This is a genomic window from Pedobacter sp. WC2501 (assembly GCF_052682415.1).
This window is the reverse complement of the sequence record NZ_JBQZFI010000001.1, coordinates 5,076,907-5,096,064: the sequence shown is the minus strand read 5'-3', so window position 1 is coordinate 5,096,064 and position 19,158 is coordinate 5,076,907. Positions and strand designations below refer to the sequence as shown.

17 protein-coding genes are annotated in these 19,158 nt (G+C 36.7%); 8 read left to right on the top strand and 9 right to left on the bottom strand.

The annotated features are described in order from the left end of the window. Window positions 1-62 precede the first annotated feature (62 nt). The 4 genes from ACUN24_RS21480 to ACUN24_RS21465 all read right to left on the bottom strand — a co-directional run bounded on the left by ACUN24_RS21480 (window position 63) and on the right by ACUN24_RS21465 (window position 3,772). Window positions 63-1,250, bottom strand: coding sequence for a class I SAM-dependent methyltransferase (locus tag ACUN24_RS21480; RefSeq protein ID WP_445564378.1), 1,188 nt, complete (start codon window positions 1,248-1,250; stop codon window positions 63-65). An 87-nt stretch (window positions 1,251-1,337) separates the two neighbouring features. Beyond that, window positions 1,338-2,600, bottom strand: coding sequence for an aspartate kinase (locus tag ACUN24_RS21475; protein WP_445564377.1), 1,263 nt, complete (start codon window positions 2,598-2,600; stop codon window positions 1,338-1,340). A gap of 1 nt (window position 2,601) precedes the next feature. Beyond that, window positions 2,602-3,069 (bottom strand): GNAT family N-acetyltransferase, encoded by a 468-nt coding sequence (locus ACUN24_RS21470; RefSeq protein WP_445564376.1) that lies wholly within the window; start codon window positions 3,067-3,069, stop codon window positions 2,602-2,604. 1 nt (window position 3,070) lies between these two features. Then, complete coding sequence (locus ACUN24_RS21465) at window positions 3,071-3,772, bottom strand: YggS family pyridoxal phosphate-dependent enzyme (protein WP_445564375.1); 702 nt, start codon at window positions 3,770-3,772, stop codon at window positions 3,071-3,073. Window positions 3,773-3,784: 12 nt separating this feature from the next. Between ACUN24_RS21465 and ACUN24_RS21460 the strand changes: the two genes are divergently transcribed. The 5 genes from ACUN24_RS21460 (at window position 3,785) to ACUN24_RS21440 (ending at window position 9,979) form a co-directional block, all read left to right on the top strand. Continuing rightward, window positions 3,785-4,399 (top strand): DUF4296 domain-containing protein, encoded by a 615-nt coding sequence (locus tag ACUN24_RS21460; protein WP_445564374.1) that lies wholly within the window; start codon window positions 3,785-3,787, stop codon window positions 4,397-4,399. Between the two features lies 1 nt (window position 4,400). Continuing rightward, the gene (locus ACUN24_RS21455; protein WP_445564373.1) at window positions 4,401-6,779 is read left to right on the top strand and encodes an endonuclease MutS2; all 2,379 of its coding nucleotides are present in this window, start codon (window positions 4,401-4,403) and stop codon (window positions 6,777-6,779) included. A 394-nt stretch (window positions 6,780-7,173) separates the two neighbouring features. Continuing rightward, window positions 7,174-8,262, top strand: a complete 1,089-nt coding sequence (locus ACUN24_RS21450; RefSeq protein WP_445564372.1) for a PQQ-dependent sugar dehydrogenase — start codon at window positions 7,174-7,176, stop codon at window positions 8,260-8,262. 297 nt (window positions 8,263-8,559) lie between these two features. Continuing rightward, entirely contained in the window at window positions 8,560-9,267 is a 708-nt protein-coding gene (locus ACUN24_RS21445) for a CoA transferase subunit A (protein WP_445564371.1), read from the top strand. Window positions 9,268-9,319: 52 nt separating this feature from the next. Next, window positions 9,320-9,979 (top strand): CoA transferase subunit B, encoded by a 660-nt coding sequence (locus tag ACUN24_RS21440; RefSeq protein ID WP_057934284.1) that lies wholly within the window; start codon window positions 9,320-9,322, stop codon window positions 9,977-9,979. 178 nt (window positions 9,980-10,157) lie between these two features. Here the strand turns inward: ACUN24_RS21440 and ACUN24_RS21435 are convergent, their stop codons facing one another. After that, window positions 10,158-10,808 carry a uridine kinase family protein gene (locus ACUN24_RS21435; protein ID WP_445564370.1) on the bottom strand — a complete coding sequence of 217 codons (651 nt, stop codon included), beginning with the start codon at window positions 10,806-10,808 and terminating at the stop codon, window positions 10,158-10,160. Continuing rightward, complete coding sequence (locus tag ACUN24_RS21430) at window positions 10,805-12,334, bottom strand: LysM peptidoglycan-binding domain-containing protein (RefSeq protein ID WP_445564369.1); 1,530 nt, start codon at window positions 12,332-12,334, stop codon at window positions 10,805-10,807. Before ACUN24_RS21430 ends, ACUN24_RS21435 begins: the two co-directional genes overlap by 4 nt. Window positions 12,335-12,614: 280 nt before the next feature. On the opposite strand from ACUN24_RS21430, the gene ACUN24_RS21425 reads away from it, so the two are divergent. Both ACUN24_RS21425 and ACUN24_RS21420 read left to right on the top strand, forming a co-directional pair. Beyond that, window positions 12,615-13,094 (top strand): Dps family protein, encoded by a 480-nt coding sequence (locus ACUN24_RS21425; RefSeq protein ID WP_121283466.1) that lies wholly within the window; start codon window positions 12,615-12,617, stop codon window positions 13,092-13,094. 104 nt (window positions 13,095-13,198) lie between these two features. Further along, entirely contained in the window at window positions 13,199-15,034 is a 1,836-nt protein-coding gene (locus ACUN24_RS21420) for a UbiD family decarboxylase (RefSeq protein ID WP_445564368.1), read from the top strand. Window positions 15,035-15,057: 23 nt separating this feature from the next. Here ACUN24_RS21420 and ACUN24_RS21415 read toward each other — a convergent pair whose 3' ends face one another. The 3 genes from ACUN24_RS21415 to ACUN24_RS21405 are packed head-to-tail and all read right to left on the bottom strand — an operon-like array spanning window position 15,058 to window position 17,762. Then, on the bottom strand, window positions 15,058-16,563 hold the full coding sequence (locus ACUN24_RS21415) for a hypothetical protein (protein WP_445564367.1): 1,506 nt from the start codon (window positions 16,561-16,563) through the stop codon (window positions 15,058-15,060). A 6-nt stretch (window positions 16,564-16,569) separates the two neighbouring features. After that, the gene (locus ACUN24_RS21410; protein ID WP_445564366.1) at window positions 16,570-17,379 is read right to left on the bottom strand and encodes a caspase family protein; all 810 of its coding nucleotides are present in this window, start codon (window positions 17,377-17,379) and stop codon (window positions 16,570-16,572) included. A gap of 59 nt (window positions 17,380-17,438) precedes the next feature. After that, window positions 17,439-17,762 (bottom strand): hypothetical protein, encoded by a 324-nt coding sequence (locus tag ACUN24_RS21405; protein WP_445564365.1) that lies wholly within the window; start codon window positions 17,760-17,762, stop codon window positions 17,439-17,441. A 351-nt stretch (window positions 17,763-18,113) separates the two neighbouring features. On the opposite strand from ACUN24_RS21405, the gene ACUN24_RS21400 reads away from it, so the two are divergent. Beyond that, complete coding sequence (locus tag ACUN24_RS21400) at window positions 18,114-19,130, top strand: hypothetical protein (protein ID WP_445564364.1); 1,017 nt, start codon at window positions 18,114-18,116, stop codon at window positions 19,128-19,130. Window positions 19,131-19,158: the final 28 nt, after the last annotated feature.

Sequence of the window (19,158 nt, the reverse complement as noted above, 5' to 3'; positions counted from 1 at the left end):
ATTTTTTCGGAAAAGATTCTTCACTGCGTTCAGAATGACAACCCATTAATTCAGAATAGAAATTAATAGTATTGAATGATTGAAGCTTTAACAACGATATTTTCTCCGTTGCCCAACTTTGTAAAAATCAAAAATTGTTCCTGATCTGACTTGATTTTATATTTCTTTACTAAATCTTCCGGTTTTGCAGGGTAATTACGAACAATTACATTACCCTTTAAATTTGTCTCCTTTTTCAGTTCTCCTGTGTTTAATATGGCCTCGATTTTAAATATACGTCCAGGAAAATCTGTTTTGATTACATCAGCACTAAATAGTTGCGTTTGAGGATGTAATTTGATAAGTTGATATGTGGAACCGATTAAGTTAAAAGCACCTGATTTTAATAAGGCGGCATCCGGTTCGTACAAATATTCACCAGTACTTAAGTTTTCGGCAAATTGTACAGCTCCGTTAGCAGCCAGCCTGTAAAACGAAAAATATTTTTCAATCTCGTTATTTAGCGTTACAGCTATAATTTTCGTGTCTTCGCTATAATCTTTATCAATTACCCATAAAAGTTCTTTACACTCGTTTTTTATACTCACAATGTGTATTTCACTCACCTGGCTCAATTCGGCCAATCCAGCTGAAATATCAAGCAGTGGGGCTGTTTTAACAATTATTCTGGAAGATTTTTCTAATAATATGTCCAGATGGCCTGCAATATCTGGGGTGCAATCTTTTAACATAAAAACTTTACCCTTTTCAGCTCTTCGGGCTGGATCTACATAGATCGTATCAAAAGTAGTATCGCTATTTTGAATATACGCAATGCCATCTACTGCTTTAAATGCTATATTGGTTGCATGTAAAGCCTGTGCATTATGCTGGGCTATGGCAGATAGTTCGGGATTTATTTCGCAATGTGTAACTGTTTTTACCTTTTGCGAAAAGTAATAACTGTCAATTCCGAAGCCTCCGGTAATATCAATCAATGTCTCGCCTTTAACAAGCTTTGATTTGTATTTTGCGGTAATTTCAGAAGAGGTTTGTTCGATGGATAGTACAGGCGGATAATAAATGTTTTCTGTATGGAACCAGTTTGGTAATTTCTTCTCCGATTTCTTTTTTGCAGCAATTTGTGTGGCAAGCTCGGCTGGGCTAATACCTTCGAACGGACTTTTTGCCAGAGCAATCTGATTTACATCGGCATTTAAATTGGCGCTGATATAATCTTGTACGGCTTTGGCTAAAAGTTTATTGTTCATTGTTTTAGAGTAGTATCAGGTATTAAGTAGCAAGTATTGAGATGTTACCTATCTTCGGACCTCCGACTTCGGACCCCAGACTTTTAACTATTTATTTTTCATCACCATCTGACAGGTGTGCCGGCTCTTCACCTCTAATAAAATATCTTTATCAACTGTTACACGATCGATGGTTTGCTGGTTGTAATAACGGATGGTAACCAGTTCCAGGCCCTTGTTATATTTTACGGTAAATTCTTCCGAAAGATCTTTAATCAGTTTTTCAATATGAACAGGATGATCATCAACACTTACCGAAAAGCTGATCGCAGAGTTAAGCATGGTATTGATTTTGATCCTATGTGTATGGAAAAGTTCAAAGATATTACTCAGATTTTCTTCAATAATAAACGAATAGTCTTTTGGGAAAATAGAAATCAGTGCCTGGTTTATCTTAAAAATAAAAGAGGGGATAGGTAAGGGGTTATTATCTTTGGTAATTGCTGTCCCAGAGCCTTCTGGCTGGATAAATGACCTTACAAAAAGTGGAATCCCTTTGTTTTGAAGTGGTTTTATCGTTTTTGGGTGGATTACCGTTGCGCCGTAATAAGTAAGCTCAATGGCATCATGATAAGAAAGCTGTGCTATTTTTTCCGTTTCATCAAACCATTTGGGATCTGCATTTAATACCCCGGGAACATCCTTCCAGATGGTTAATGCAGCGGCATCTAAACAGGAAGCAAATATCGCTGCCGAATAATCAGAACCTTCTCGACCTAATGTTGTGGTGTAATTTTCGCTCGTTCCGCCAATAAAGCCTTGTGTTACAATGATATTATCGGTTAAAAGTGGTACTAAGTCTCTCTGGATAATCTGATTGGTTTTTGCCCAGTCTACTTTACCTTCTTTATACGTATTATCGGTCTGGATATAGTTGCGTGCATCGGCCCAAAGTGATTTATTCCCCGTTTCATTTAACCAGGCGGCCACAATTTTAGTAGAAACTATTTCACCAATGGATACAATCTGATCATAAATATAATCAGGATTGTTATCAGGTTCATCCTCAATCAACCAATCGATTTCTACAAAGGTATTAGCTACATCATCATAAACCGGATGGTGTTTCCCCTGAAATAGTTCGTCTATGATGCTAAAATGGAAATGTTTAATTTCTTCAAAAATTGCATGTGCCTCATCATTTTGTGAGAGGAAAGCATGGGTTAGGTCTTCCAATCTGTTGGTAATTTTGCCCATGGCAGAAATTACGATCAGCAGATTCCCTTTTTTATAATCGCGAACTATATTGGCCAGATTTTTAACACCTGCCGCATCTTTTACCGAGGCACCTCCAAATTTAAAAATATCCATATTAAAATGCCTTGATTTGTTCTGTAGATAGGGCTGCATTTAACCAGCCGCTTTCTAAGTGTGCTTTATATTTATTGTAAAAATTGATGGCTGGCTCGTTCCAATCCATTACTTGCCAAACCATGCCACTGTAGTTGCCATTTTTAGCCTCCTCTATTACTTTTTCGAATAATATTTTGCCCAAGCCTTTTCCCCTGAATTCTTCTGTTACAATAAAATCTTCGAGGTATAATCTGCATCCTTTCCAGGTTGAGTAACGTGTATAGTATAATGCAAAACCTACAATCGTATCATTTACTTCTGCTACGTAAGCTTTCCATACAGGATTTTTACCAAAACCGGCATCAATAAAATGCTCCAGACTAACCGTTACTTCTTCAGGAGCCCGCTCATAAACGGCCAGCTCATTAATCAGTTCCAATATTCTTGGACAATCTTCTGCAGTTGCAAATCTGATATTGAAATCCATATTAGTTGGCCGAAATATCGTTTTTGAAATGTTTGATCACTCTTTTTCCGAAAATACTGCTACCAATACGTACCATCGTACTTCCTTCTTCAATTGCGATTTTATAGTCTGCACTCATTCCGGTCGATATTTCTTTAAAAGAATCCTCTTTACGGAAGAAACTCACTTTTATGCCGTCAAAAAATACTTTTAACTCATGAAATTCGATCGTAATCTGTTTTTCATTCTTAGTATTGGTGGCAATTCCCATTAATCCGACAATCCGGATGTTTTTTAATTCAGCAAATGTTTCATCACGCAAAAGTTCGATCGCTTCGTCAAAGCCAAGTCCAAATTTAGTGTCTTCATCAGCAATGTAAATCTGTAACAAACAATCGATTATGCGTTTGTTTTTTTTCGCTTGCTTATCGATTTCCTGCAACAGTTTCAAACTATCTACTCCGTGTATCAGTTTTACAAAAGGCGCAATGTATTTTACTTTATTGGTCTGTAAGTGGCCGATGAGGTGCCATTCGATATCTTTAGGGAGTTGCGCTTCTTTATCAACCATTTCCTGTACATGGTTTTCTCCAAAAATGCGTTGTCCGGCATGGTATGCTTCTAAAATTGATTCTATTGGCTGTGTTTTTGAAACTGCAATCAGTTTTACTCCATCTGATTCAACTTCGCTTTTATATTGTTTAAGATTATCAGCTATGCTCATTTATAACTATTTTTGGTAAAATTAATAACCTTGTCGCAATTTGGGCAAAAAATAATATTTAAATTAAGCATGAAGAGATTAATATGGGTTTTAATGACAGCTATATTATGGTTTGGATGTAAGCCTGGTATACCTGATGGCATTATTAAACCTGATAAGATGGAAAAGATTTTATACGATATGCACATTGTTGATGGGTATCTTTCCAGTATTTATGTAGTAGATTCTGCAAAGAAGGTAGCTGCAGGTTATTATAAAGGGATTTATAAAAAATTTGGTACCGATTCTGTCCAATACAATAAAAGTTTACTCTGGTATAATACCAATCCTGTAGCGCTTGAAGCTATGTATAAAAACATTCAAAAAATGTTGGCTAAGCAAAAAAAAGGAACGGAGCTAGCCGATTTAATGATTAGGAAAAAACAATTTAAAACTGATTCGTTGGTAATAGCAAAGAAATTTAAGGCCGATTCTCTTGCGATTAGAAAAAAAATGAAACCGGATTCTTTATCAAAGGTTAAAGCGGTGGCGGCAATTGCCAAAAAGAAAAAACAGGCCGATTCTCTTATCAATATAAAAAAAGCTGGGGTAGCGAGCGCAATGCCTGCACCAGCCGTAGTACAATAATATGTTATATCCCGAAAATTGTTTAGAACGTTTAGGTTTTGTGGAAATCAGGCAACTGATCAGCAAGCATTGTTTAAGCCCTATGGGCCAAACGATGGTGGAAAAGATGCAAGTGATGAATCGTTTTGATCAGATTGATAAATTTTTACGTCAAACAAACGAGTTTAAGAGCATCCTGCAAAATCAGGAACCCTTACAGATCAATACCTTTTTTGATATTAAATCGCTGGTTGAAAAAATCCGGGTTGAAGGAACTTATCTTTTAGAAGATGAATGGTTTCAGGTATATACTTCATTGCAAACTGTCTTTTCTGTTCTCCGTTTCTTCGAAGAGCGCGCAGAAGTATACCCAACATTGGAAGCTTTATTTGAGCACCTGCCGATTGAAAAAAACATCCTGCGTAAAATAGAAACCGTAATCGATGCCAAAGGAAAGATTAAACCCAACGCATCGAAAGAATTACAGGAGATTACCTCAGCTATTTCGAAGGCGGAGCAAGATGTGCGTAAGCGCATGGATTCAATCTACAAGCAAGCTATAGCCAATAATTGGGTTGCCGATGGCAGTTTAACCATCCGCGATGGCAGGATGTGTATCCCGGTTTTGGCCGAGAATAAACGCAAGCTTAAAGGTTTTGTGCACGACGAATCGGCCACAGGGCAAACGGTTTATATTGAGCCGGAAGAGGTTTTTACTTTAAATAATAAGTTACGCGATTTAGAATTTGACAAGCGCCGCGAAATCATCAAGATTTTAATTGCATTAACAGACGATCTTCGTCCGTATTCGCCATTATTGCTTTCTTACCATGGTTTCTTGACCAAGCTTGATTTTGTGCGTGCAAAAGCATTATTTGCTTTAGATATTGAAGCGGAAATGCCTGGATTATTAAAGGAACCGAAAACCAAACTGATTAATGCGAGGCATCCTTTATTATCAATTTCTTTTGCAGCCGAAAGAAAAACGGTTACACCATTAAATATCCATATCGATGCTGAAACGCGTGTAGTTTTGGTCTCAGGGCCGAATGCTGGTGGTAAATCGGTTTGTATGAAAACGGTTGGCCTTTTGCAGATTATGTTACAGACAGGTCTGTTAATTCCTGTTGACGCCAATAGTGAAGTTGGTATTTTTGAGAATATTTTTGCAGATATTGGCGATGACCAATCGATAGAAAGTGATTTGAGTACTTACAGTGCGCACCTTAAAAAGATGCGTTATTTTGTAGAGCACGCTTCGCCAAAAACAATGGTATTGATTGATGAGTTTGGTACAGGTACTGATCCGCAGTTTGGCGGACCAATGGCTGAAGCTGTACTTGAGGTGTTAAACAATAAAAAGGTGAGAGGTGTAATTACCACCCACTATTCTAATTTAAAGCTGTTTGCAGGAAATACACCTGGATTGGAAAATGCATCGATGCTTTTTGATAATGCAAAGATGAAACCGCTTTACATTTTAGAAATGGGCAAACCCGGAAGTTCTTACGCTTTCGAAATTGCACAGAATATTGGCTTACCAAAAGAAGTGATCCAGCTGGCGAAAGAGAAAACAGGATCTAACCAGAACCGGGTTGATACAATGCTTGTGGATCTGGAAAGAGAGAAGAAAAATATTTATGATGCGAAAGTAAGTTTGGCCAATCAGCAGAATAAAGCCAAGAACCTGGTTGCGGAAAATGAAAAGCTAAAATCGTTTTTAGAGGAAAATAAAAAAAATCTGATTAAGGAAGCGAAACAAGAGGCGCAGAACATCATTAAAAATGCCAATAAACTGGTAGAAAATACCATTGCCGAGATCAAGGAAAAACAGGCTGATAAGGAAGTAACTAAAGAACTTCGCCAAAACCTGCAACGCGAACTGGTTAAAAATACAATTCCGAAAGAGCGCCCTAAGCCGGTACAGGTAGTGGTGGGCGGTGAAATTGAAATTGGTGATTTGGTGAAATTTACGGATAGTGAAACCATCGGTCAGGTTTTAGAAATTAACCGCAATGAACTGGTTTTGGCTATTGGCGATTTACGTTCTACCGTTAAAAAGAACCGAGTACAAAAGGTGAGTAACCGGGAAGCTAAAAAAGTGGTTCAGAGCAGCTCCAATTCTTTTGCAGGACGCATGAATGAGGCAGTCTCTGGCTTTAGGGCTGAACTCGATCTTCGTGGGAAGCGCACAGAAGATGCCCTGTTCGAAGTTGAAAAATACCTGGATAAAGCCATTATGCTAGGTTTTCCCTCTATTAAACTGATCCATGGTAAAGGTGATGGAATTTTGAGGAAAATGATCAGGGAGTATTTACGGAAGTATAGTCAGGTAAACAGAATGGAGGATGAACATGCTGATAGGGGCGGAGACGGCATTACCTATGTGTATTTGAATTAGTGTTGGGAGATACTAGAGTTGAGATGTGAGATTTGAGAAGAGCTATCCAAGAAGCTTCATCTCGACGACTGAGTGCAACGTATGGAGATATTGCTGTAGTATTTTACTATATGAAAGTCTCACGTAGGCGTCATTCCCAACTTGATTGGGGATCTTAACGCTTTATAATACTTGAGTCTAAGATCCCGTCTGCGCAAGGATGATGGTAAGGGGGAAATACTCGTGTAATCGTCCTTTCGACCGCAGTGGAGAAATCTTTAGTTGTGGTGCAGGATGTTACCATCCGGCATTAAGTATTTTTTTTGAAATCTGTCAGATGGTAACATCTGACAGCAATACAGAAAAACTAAAACTTTTATAACCGTAACTATGTTATTTTTAAAATGTTACGGTTATGAAAAAAATCTTACTTTGCCTTTTTGTGGTATTATTTACCATAACTTGCAAAAAGACTGACAATGGTAATGAAAATCCAGGTACCCTGCCTGATGTAGAATTAAAATCAAAAGTTGTTGTTTCAGGATTAAGTCTTCCATGGGAAATGGTTTACGGATCAGATAATTTCATCTGGTTTACTGAAAAAGCTGGGAAAATCAGCCGTTTGAATCCTTCTACAGGTCAAATTACACCCTTATTAACTATTTCAGAAGTACGTACCAATGGAGAGGGTGGTTTGTTGGGAATGGCCTTACATCCTGATTTTACGGCTAACCCTTATGTTTATGTGGTTTATGGATATGGTAGCACTTATAAGGCTAAAGTGGTCCGTTATACTTATGGCGGAGGGAATTTAACCAGTCCATTAGTTTTACTCGATCAGATTCCTGCTGCCTCCATACACAATGGCTCACGCTTATTGATCAGCGGTGGTAAATTGTTTATCAGTACCGGTGATGGATCCGATACAGCCAATCCTCAAAATGTAAATTCACTGGCAGGCAAAATTTTAAGGATCAATTTAGATGGTTCTATTCCCGCAGATAATCCTTACCCAAATAATCCAGTTTGGAGTTTAGGACACCGTAATGCGCAGGGATTGGTTCAGGTGGGCAGCAAAATATTTTCTTCTGAACATGGACCGGATTCTGATGATGAAATAAATATTATCGAAAAAGGAAGGAATTATGGATGGCCAAACATCAAGGGTTTTTGTAATGAAAGTGGCGAACAATCGTTCTGCAGTTTGAACAATGTTGCAGAGCCTTTAATCAATTGGACACCAACGATCGCACCAAGCGGTTTAGCGTATTACAATTCTGATTATATTCCGCAATTTAAAAATTCGTTGTTGTTAGCGGTGTTAAAAGGAACCAAACTGATGCAGTTAAAATTAGATGATGCACAAACGAAAATTATAGCGACTAAAGATTTTTATGTGAATACGTATGGAAGAATACGAGCTGTTTGCCAATCACCGGAAGGAAAGATCTATTTCTGTACCAGTAATGGGAATGATGATAAAATTATTGAAATTGCGAAATAAGATTATTTATTTTTATTACCAGGGCACTTTTTGCAGCGTTTGCCCTTTTTAAATTTCTCACAACATTTTTTATGCTCAGCCGTGCAGCTTAAGATAAATCCCATCCCCTTCTGGAATTCAGGGTCAGTAGGTAATATAAACAGGCTTTCTTCTCTCTCGTAAATCATTGCAACACAAAGGTAATAGTTATTTAGATTAATTCCAATCAATTTGTATTCCTAATAGATTTAAAAAATTTTATATGCTGCATTTTTGAAGGCAATTTGTAATTTAGCGGACTAACCAAAAATTCATAAAATGATAAATAAAGTGGTATCTGGAGCTGAAGAGGCGATCAAAGATATATCAGATGGTGCGACCCTAATGCTTGGTGGTTTCGGGCTTTGTGGTATTCCAGAAAATTGTATAAATGCCTTGGTGAACAAACAGGTAAAAAATTTAACCTGCATTTCAAACAATGCAGGTGTTGATGATTTTGGTATTGGTTTGATGCTAAAACAGCGTCAGGTTAAAAAAATGATTTCTTCTTACGTAGGTGAAAATGCTGAGTTTGAAAGGCAGTTGTTAAGCGGCGAACTGGAAGTAGACCTTATTCCTCAGGGTACTTTGGCTACCCGTTGTCTTGCAGCGGGATATGGCATGCCTGCAATTTTTACGCCCGCAGGTGTAGGAACTGAAGTTGCAGAAGGTAAAGAGGTACGTAATTTTGATGGTAAGGATTATTTAATGGAATACGCATTTGATGCTGATTTCGCTATTGTAAAAGCCTGGAAAGGCGATACTGCAGGGAATTTAATCTTCAGGTCTACAAGCCGTAATTTTAATCCGGTAATGGCTATGGCAGGTAAGATCACTATAGCAGAAGTAGAAGAATTGGTGGAAGCCGGCGAATTAGATCCGGATTATATTCATACTCCTGGTATTTATGTGCACCGCATTTTTCAGGGCAAAGACTACGAGAAAAGAATTGAGCAGCGCACGGTGAGGAAGTCTGAGGTACAATAGCAGATTAACACATCATTCATTCTATCAATCAAAAATCAAACATTTAAAATTTATGTTTTCAAAAGAAGAGATCGCACAGCGTATCGCTAAAGAGATAAAAGATGGATACTATGTTAACCTTGGCATTGGCATACCTACACTGGTGGCCAACTATATTCCAAAGGGAATTAATGTAGTATTACAATCTGAAAATGGTTTGCTGGGCATGGGGCCATTTCCTTTTGAAGGGGAAGAAGATGCTGATTTAATTAATGCAGGGAAACAAACCATTACCACATTGCCAGGATCATCTATTTTTGATTCGGCCATGAGTTTTGGGATGATCCGCGCACAAAAAGTAGATTTAACTATTCTTGGTGCAATGGAAGTTTCAGAAAACGGAGATATTGCTAACTGGAAAATTCCGGGTAAAATGGTTAAAGGAATGGGAGGAGCAATGGATTTGGTCGCTTCGGCCAAAAACATCATTGTAGCCATGCAGCATATCAACAAAGCTGGTGAAAGTAAATTGTTACCAAAATGTACCTTGCCGTTAACAGGTGTGAAATGTATTAAAAAAATTGTAACTGAGCTGGCGGTTTTGGATATTTTGCCTGAAGGTGGTTTTAAACTTTTGGAGCGTGCACCTGGCGTGAGTATCGAATTTATACAGCAATCTACGGCAGGTAGGTTGGTTGTAGAAGGTGAAATTCCTGAAATGAGACTGGATTAATTAGTGGTTTGTGGCGACACAAACCACGGCAATTAGAATGATCGTCATTCTCGCGCAGGCGGGAACCACGAAGTGCTCAGCGAAGCTAATCTTAATGGGGATTTTAAACCCTATCAAGGCATGAAGATTCCTCGCAAAAAAGAGAAGTCAAGTTTTTAAAACTTGACTTCTCTGGTGTTTACTGTATATCCACCAAAATACTATTCCTCAAATCATTCGAAATATCTTCTGTGATGGCGATAATTTCGTCGGGCTCATTGGTATTATTCATTACTACCTTATTGCATTGTTCGCGGTAGGGTAGCAGGTATTCTTTATAAGCGGGTACTACATGGTTGTGCCATTTGTACAATACGTCATCTTCCGGATAACCTCGTTCTAAACCATCGCGTTTGATACGGCGGTCTAAAGCAACCTGTTCATCCGCATCTACGAAAATGGAATGATCCAGTAAAGCCGCGATTTCTTTAAAATGGAGGATAAAAAGCCCCTCTACAATAATAATGGGTGCTGATTTTATTTCCAGTATTTTAACTACAGCCAAAGGGTTATTAAAGTTATATTCTTTTTTATAAACCACTTCACCGCTCATTAATTGCTTAATATCTCTCAAAAACTGTTCGCTGTCAATGGTTGAGGGAAGATCGAAATTGTATAATTTGTTTTCTTCCTGTGTCATATCTCCGGCAGGGATGTAATAATCATCCTGTGATACCAGTGTTACTTCATCCTGTTTAAAATGATGAAGAAAACAGTTTAAGAAAAATGTTTTGCCCGATCCGCTACCACCGGCAATACCAATTATAAAAGGCTTTTTGTTTGAACTCATTGAGCACTATAAGTTAAATTGCAGAAAAAACGTTTGTCTAAAGCGCCCAGTGAATCGGCTACAGCTTTAGTCATTACAATGATAACATCTTTTGTGGATTCGTTCTCTGTAAATTTACCAACAACTTTGGCAAAGGTAGTGCGGTTGGTCATTGGGTTGGTAATTTTAATTACCCTGCCAACAGGTGCTGTACGGTGCAAAACCAACATTTTTGTTCCGTCCATATCTTGATCTTCAATCCAAACTGCGGCTCCTTTTTCTTCGATCTGACTTAAACCATATACGCTCGGATCGCGGCGAAGTTTAGGATCTTTAACCATAGTACTGTCTGGTTCATTTTCCTGTTCTTCTTTTGATAAATCATTTACCGATTTAGGTTGCGGTGGTTTAGGAATAATCAGTTTCTGGCCTACCTTGATGTTATTATCATCCAGTTTATTTGCTGTTCTGATCTGATAAGCCGTTAAGTTATACTTTTTAGCTATAGAGAAAATGTTTTCGCCAGTGGCTACCGTATGGATAAAACTTTCTTCTTTAGCTTCTACCGGTACTTCTTTTGTTTTGGTTTCAGCCTGCTTTTCTTTGGGTACCTGAACATCTGCAATGATGCCACCAGGAACTTTTAAAACCTGCCCGATAGCAATGGCATTATCAGGAAGATTGTTCATTGTTCTGATCTGATAGGCTGTAACGCCATATTGCCTGGCAATGGTGAAAATGGTTTCGTTCCTTAAAACGGTGTGTGTACCTGCTGTATCGTTGGATTTATTCTCTTGTGTCGGCTTTTCTTCTACAGCAGCTGAAACTACTTTAGTTTCGTCGATGTTTTTTGTCGCCGGGATTTTAAGTTTCTGACCGATACTGAGGTTATTGCCCGAAAGATTATTTGCTTTTTTTACTTCTTCAACCGTAGTACCGTATTTTTCGGCAATTTTCCCTAAAAACTCTTTACGCGCAACGGTATGCTCGATCATGGTTTGATCCGAAGCCTGAGTATTGCTTACAGGTGATTCTGTATTATTTTTCACAGGCGGCGTAACCGGTTCAGTTGCTGCGTTCTGCGCTCCGTTTTTTGCTGGTATTTTTAAAACCTGACCGATGCTTAAATTATTGCCTTTTAAGTTATTTAAAGCCTTAATTTCATTTATGGTTGTACCATATTTTTCGGCCAGCATATTTAAATTTTCCTTTGGCTTAATGGTATGCTCAATCACATTGCCAGTTGCAGCAATTTGAGTCTGCGTATTGTTAGATGATCCTGTTGCTGTAAAAGGAATATTTGTAGGGACTTTGATGATCACACCAACCTGTAGATATTTGTTTTCGTTAAAAGCCATAATATCTTTTGGCGATACATTGTATCTTCTTCCGATAGAATAGTAAGTGTCTTTTGCTACGGTTTGGTGAACGATCAGTTTTTTGCCTTTATTATTTTCTACACCGATAGAGTCTCTTGCTGTGTTAGCTTTGGCATTTGCAATATTAAGTGCAAATAACACTACAGCAGATAAATATATTTTATGCATTATTTTTATCTAAATTTCTAAGTGAAAGGGAGCAATTATACGAATAATATTGTTAACCATCTTAAGTTGAGCTTTTGGTTTTTAAGTAAAACTAAGATGATTTTATTTTTTTTGAATTGATATGTAATTCATATACAAATATTTATAATATCCTTGTTTTGTTTTTGTTAAATATTAAACGATTTAATAAATAACGTATTGTTCAAGAGACAAAATGAGTAAAACTTTTATAAATTTGGTTTGTTACGTTGACAACAAAAACACTATAAATAATAACAAAATGGATGCTAAAGAAATAAGCTTAAACGAGAAAGAAGTTAAACCAGTTGTAGATCTGTTAAATGATTATTTGGCTAATTACCACATTCATTATCAAAAATTAAGAGGTTGCCATTGGAACATTAAAGGTCAGAATTTTTTTACACTTCATGTTAAGTTTGAAGAGTTATATACCAATGCACAGCTAACCATCGATGAAATTGCTGAGCGTGTATTAACCTTAGGTAAAGCACCGCATAGCCGTTTTGCTGATTATATTAAAGAATCTAAAATCAAAGAGATTGATACCATTGGTATGAAAGACCTTGATATGGTTGATGCTATTTTAGATGATATGGCTGCATTAATCGAATTAGAAAGAGAACTCTTAGAAGCTACTGATACTGCCGGAGACGATGGTTCTAACGATATGGTGAACCGTTTTATGCAGTTTAAAGAAAAAAATACCTGGATGTTACGTTCTTTTGCCGGAAAAAAATAACTGAGTATTGGTAGGTAAAGGCCTCATATAAGTAGCTTTATTGTAAAATCTGCTTATATGGGGCTTTTTTGTTTCATAGAAAGTCTAATTATTTATCTTTGGACATGGCATACAAAAGTTTAGCAGAATGTGTATCAGACCTGGAAAAACACGGTCATTTAATTAGAATCAAAGAAGAAGTAGATCCTCATTTAGAAATGGCTGCCATCCATTTGAGGGTTTACGAAAATCAAGGACCAGCACTGTTATTCGAAAAAGTTAAAGGAAGTCCTTTTCCTGCGGTTTCTAATCTGTTCGGAACTTTAGAAAGATCAAAATTCATTTTTAGAGATACCCTACCGAAAGTGCAGCAATTGGTTTCTTTGAGGAACGATCCTATAAAGGCGTTAAAAAATCCATTCAAATACGCAGGCTCGGCAATGTCTGCTTTATCGGCTCTGCCTTTAAAAACACCGTCCGCGAAAAATAAGTTTTTGAAAACAAGCATCAGTCAGTTACCGCAGATAGTAAACTGGCCGATGGATGGAGGCCCTTTTGTTACCATGCCACAGGTTTATACCGAAGACGTAGATAAACCGGGTGTATTAAATGCCAACTTAGGGATGTACCGCATTCAGTTAGGCGGAAACGATTATATTCAGGATAAAGAAATTGGTTTACACTACCAGATCCACCGGGGGATAGGGGTGCACCAATCGAAAGCGAACGCCCTTGGACAGCCTTTAAAAGTGAGTGTTTTTGTCGGAGGTCCGCCTTCCCATCCTTTGGCCGCAGTAATGCCATTGCCTGAAGGTTTGTCAGAAATGACTTTTGCTGGTGCTCTTGGCGACAGGCGCTTCCGTTATTTTTATGATGATGAAGGTTTCTGTATCTCTGCTGATGCCGATTTTATCATTACCGGTACGGTTTATCCCAACGAAAACAAACCAGAAGGACCTTTTGGTGATCACCTTGGTTATTACAGTTTAACGCATCCTTTTCCTTTAATGAAAGTGCACAATGTGTATCATAAAAAAGATGCAATATGGTCGTTTACCGTGGTTGGTCGCCCACCGCAGGAGGATACCAGTTTTGGCGCTTTGATTCATGAGATTACCGGTTCAGCCATTCCGCAGGAAATACATGGTTTAAAAGAAGTTCATGCGGTTGATGCTGCTGGTGTGCATCCATTGCTTTTTGCCATTGGTAGCGAACGTTATACGCCATATTTAAAAGAAAGAAGACCACAGGAGATTTTAACCATTGCCAACCACATTCTGGGTAAAAACCAGTTGAGTTTAGCCAAGTACCTTTTTATATCGGCTAAAGAAGATAATCAGCAACTGAGTACACATCATATTGAAGATTTCATCAAACATATATTAGAGCGGATAGATTTGACCAGAGACATCCATTTTTATACCAATACCACCATTGATACGCTGGATTACAGTGGAGATGGATTAAACAGTGGTTCTAAAGTGGTGATTGCTGCCGCAGGAAATCAAAAAAGAGAATTGTGGAGCCATGTTCCTGAAGGATTGAAACTAAGTGATGCTTTTTATCAACCCAAAATTGCCATGCCAGGCGTTTTGGTTTTAGCGGCTAATAAATACCTGAATCCAGAGAAAACAGCTGCAGAAATAGCGTTGCTGAACATGGCCCTGATAGATCAGGATTTATCAGGCTTGCCGTTAATTATATTGGCCGATGACGCTGAATTTACCGCTGCAACGATTGATAACTTTGTTTGGGTAACTTTTACAAGAAGTAATCCGGCAGCAGATATTTATGGTATTAACGATTTTACGATCAATAAACATTGGGGCTGTAAGGGTTCGATGATTATTGATGCACGAAAAAAGCCCCACCACGCACCCGAATTGATCAAGGATGGAGTGGTAGAGGCTAAGATTGATGAAATGGGTAAGGAGGGTGGAGCGTTGTTTGGGGTGGTTTGATACTTTAAACTTTAAATATATTATCAGAAATTATATTGTATTCCTAAATACCAACCTTTTGGTTCAATCTCAAATTTATATTTGATGTCTTTTTCAAGATCCGTCGTTGAATCTATAGTTTTTCCTACAGAAAGCTTGTTCAAACTCTGGTTCCAGGTCCAAATGGGACCTGCTGAAAATGCAATTCTCGCACTAGGTATGGAAAATCCCCCACCTGCTAACATAAGAGGCCTTTTTTTAGTTGGATCAATGCCCAGTTGGATCAAGGGAGAGAAATATCTGGAATTTACCCCAAAATTGAAATTTAGGAATAACGCCGGAGCAACACCATTTTTTGTTATATTGTCCTCAACAATATTAAATTGACCATTTCCATTATTTGATACTCCATAGCCTTTCAATGTACTGCTCGTATAAAATAGCCCTGTACTAACAGTGATGGCAAAGAAATCATATTTTTCAAAAAGCATTTTTTTTGAAACAATATCTTTTTCTTTAATAAAATCTTTGTTTTCATCGTCATACTTAAATTGTGAAATTCTGACTGATGTTTCTAGCTTTTCGCCATCATTGAACGAGATGTCTTTTATCTTATAATAATTTGCAGTTAGTAGATTGATTGATTTGTCTTGTAAAGAATTATTAACGAGTGTAATTACTGGATTTAACTTATTTACCAAAGCCTTGTTCTTTGTTAGGTTTGACCTTACTTCATTGATAAATTTGTTTACAGATAAGTTAACCAATGAATTAAGCAGCTGGTTTGATATTTTTAGTTCAGCAAGTTTATTTCCAATTAATTCGAGATTTGTCTCAATATCGTTTTTGAAATATAATTCATAGTTTTTGTTTATGGTTTTATATTTTTCAACCTTGCTTTTAGCTTCAATAGGATCAGTTTCATTAAAAAGTTCGATAAATAGGTTATCTAACTCGTTAGGTATATTCTTATTATTAGCTTCATCTAACATAACCAAAAAGGGTATTAACTCATTTATCTTTTTTCTTTCATCTTCAGTTAAATCTTTAATACTCAAATTTAGTTGAATAAATAATGAAGTCAAATCTAAGCTGTTAAATCCTTTGTCAAGCCCCAACAAGGGTGTTCCTTTGCTCTTAGGAGTTTGTGCCGACCTTTTCAATTCTTCTATGTTTTTAGATTTAGCCAGACTAGTTAATGTGGTTCCAAATTGACTTGCTAATAAATAGACAAAATCTTTAACCACCTTATCTCTATCATCAATTGAGGTGCTATCTTTCCAAACAATTTGGTATTTCAGCGGATTTAGCCAATCCATATAAATATTGCAGTTATTTCCATTCATTAAAGAGAATTTCTCGTTGTTTTTAATTTTGAATTTACCATCTTGTGTTGTACTGTGTGTGAAACATTCTACTTCTGTACCATTTAAAATAATATAGATTCTTGAGTCTGTTATTTTTTGGCCATGAAAATCCAGAGCCTTTTGCGCCCTTATTGATGATGCTGTTATCAAAAAGAGTGAAATAAATAAAATTATCTTTTTCATAATCTTTTAAATTAGAAATGGTTTCTGATTATCAAAAGGGAGGTTTTGCTGACCAATATTGTAATAATTCGGTGTTTGGTCGACTGGTAACAAATTCATAATCTGTTTATGAAAAGACAAATAGTTACCACTGAATTTTCCACCGTTCCAAACTTTTTTTAACGCTCCGGTAAACTGACCATTAAAAGGACCATCATAAGAATATTGGTTATCTTGACATCCCGAAATTAATTTCACACTTGCCTTGATGTTTTCTGGATCTATACCTATGATCTTTTTGAGGATATTATCATAAAATTCTTGATGATTGAAATATGTTGTTGCTGCAATTTCATCTGGCATAAATTTTCTCGTAAAGCCTTTAACCAACTGGGTAAAGTTCATTGCCATTTTTGTAATTGTACCGCTATGGCAGCTATCAGATATAACTAAAATACGTACTCCTTTTTGAAATAAAGCCCATAGTTCATGCAACTCATCATCAATTAACTGACCGTCAAATAAGCACCATGTTTCATCTAAGCTATCATCTTCATCTCCATTTACATCTGGTACTTGTCCACCGTGCCCAGAATAGGTGATCACAAATAAATCATTATTAGTTAATATCGTTGCAGCATTCCTAATTGTCGAAATGACAGCATTTCTTGTTGCTGCAGCTCTAATTAATTTAGAGGCTTGTATTCCTTGAGATTTTGCTATTAGATACATATCGTTCGCATCATATTCAGCAGCATTAAGTTTGCCGTCCCAGCCTGAATAATGTATTGGGTCTACGTAATTGAGACCAATGTGTAGTGAAATTCCTTTTGTCATGCTTGGATTTAATTAAATGATTGGCTTGAAATTCTTTTATAGGACTTTAATGTTTAAGACTATTCTTCTGTTCCGGGTGATGGAGCCAATAAACCAGCTAATGCGCCGATAGCTGCCGAGCCTAAAGAAGTGATAATGGTAATTACATTATTTGATCTTTGTACCGCATCGATATTGACCAAAATTCCTGTAGTTATAATCAATAACACCAGACTCAGGGCTATTACTACCAGCCTATATATCCAAACATCATTTTTAGGATTTAAAGCAGTGTTTTTAATTAGCGTATCTTTAGGATTTTCGTCAAATTCCTGTTTTAGTCCAGGCTTTTCATCGAGATCTTTAATAAAAGATTCGACTTTGTTTAATGAGAGTTTTGTCATGGTTTTGGTTTTAGGTTTGGAGTAAGGTTTGTTAAAAATGGCCGGTATTTAGTCTGACTATTTTTCTTATCCAAAACTACCATGGATGTTATATCCGAATCAAGCGTTAAAACAATAGAATTTATACGCGTGAAAAGCGCAATACGCTACCGTAAAATCGCGGTATTTTGAAATAAATGGAAGTAAGTAGAATTGTCGGAAATTGAGATAGAAGCGATTCTGGGCGTTTTAACGCTTTAAAATAAGTTTGTTGTAAGTGTTTTTAGCAATTTTTCGATTTTCTATTTCAAATAAGGTTAGTGTATATTTAGGTATAAGTTATTTTATAAACCTCAAACTAAATTAAAAGCTATGAAAGAGAAAAAAGCATTTAAACTACATCCTTTCCTAAACACAATTAAAGATCTACCAAGTATTTATGTTTCAAAAAGTATCAGTGATGATAGGGAACATTGGTTTGATAAAAAAAAGTTTAGCATACTAAATCAAATTGCGAAAGGAGATGGGGCGGCATCTGAAATTCAAGAAGTATATTTTCCGCAGGCAGGTGCATTATCGAATCAAATAAGTGAATTTTTGAAATCAGGAAATGTTGATGGCCTGCGCATCTATTTTGGATCTTTCGGGAAAAAAATAGACGAAATAGAGGCTGCGGATAAAAAAAACTGCGGGAGATTTAATTTTATTTTTGCACCTACATCTAATAAACATGATATAGGTACTTATTATAAAAAAAATGGTGCTGTAATAGATGAGCTTCTTCAAGCTAATGCCGAAAGATGGATAGCAAACTATCAACAGGTGAATGGGAAAAGGTATCAATTAAAAAGTACTCTAAGTATTGAGGATCAGGAAGCGAAATGTTATGAAACAAAACATGTGTGGTTTGACTTAAATAAAACTACAGAGCTAAGAGATATGATAATTGAACAATTAAACAAGGATTCATTGGCTGGTTTAAAAATAAAACTAGTTTCTTACACTAATGAAGATTTTGTAGATGGTTTTTTAGGCGCAAAAATACCACAAAAGTATAAGCAGCGTCTAACAGTAATTTTTGTATTTACTGATGAAGAAGGTGTTGAGATTTATAAAGATGACAAAGAAGAGGAATATTTGTTAATTAGAAAATTTGCAACATTATATCGAAATGGAGAATCTTTTTTTGTTGGAGATGATACTTGGACGGAACTCTTTTCTCCTCCATATGATAATCAGAAATGGAATGCTGTATTATTGGCATTGAAAGATAAAAGATATGCGGAACTAATAAATAGAATAAATAACTTATATACAATGGATACCGGAGATCCCACTCCACCTCCATCAACAGATAATAAGGCAGCACTTGATGTTTCAGATCAATAGTAAATACTTATTTTAGATAAATATTTAA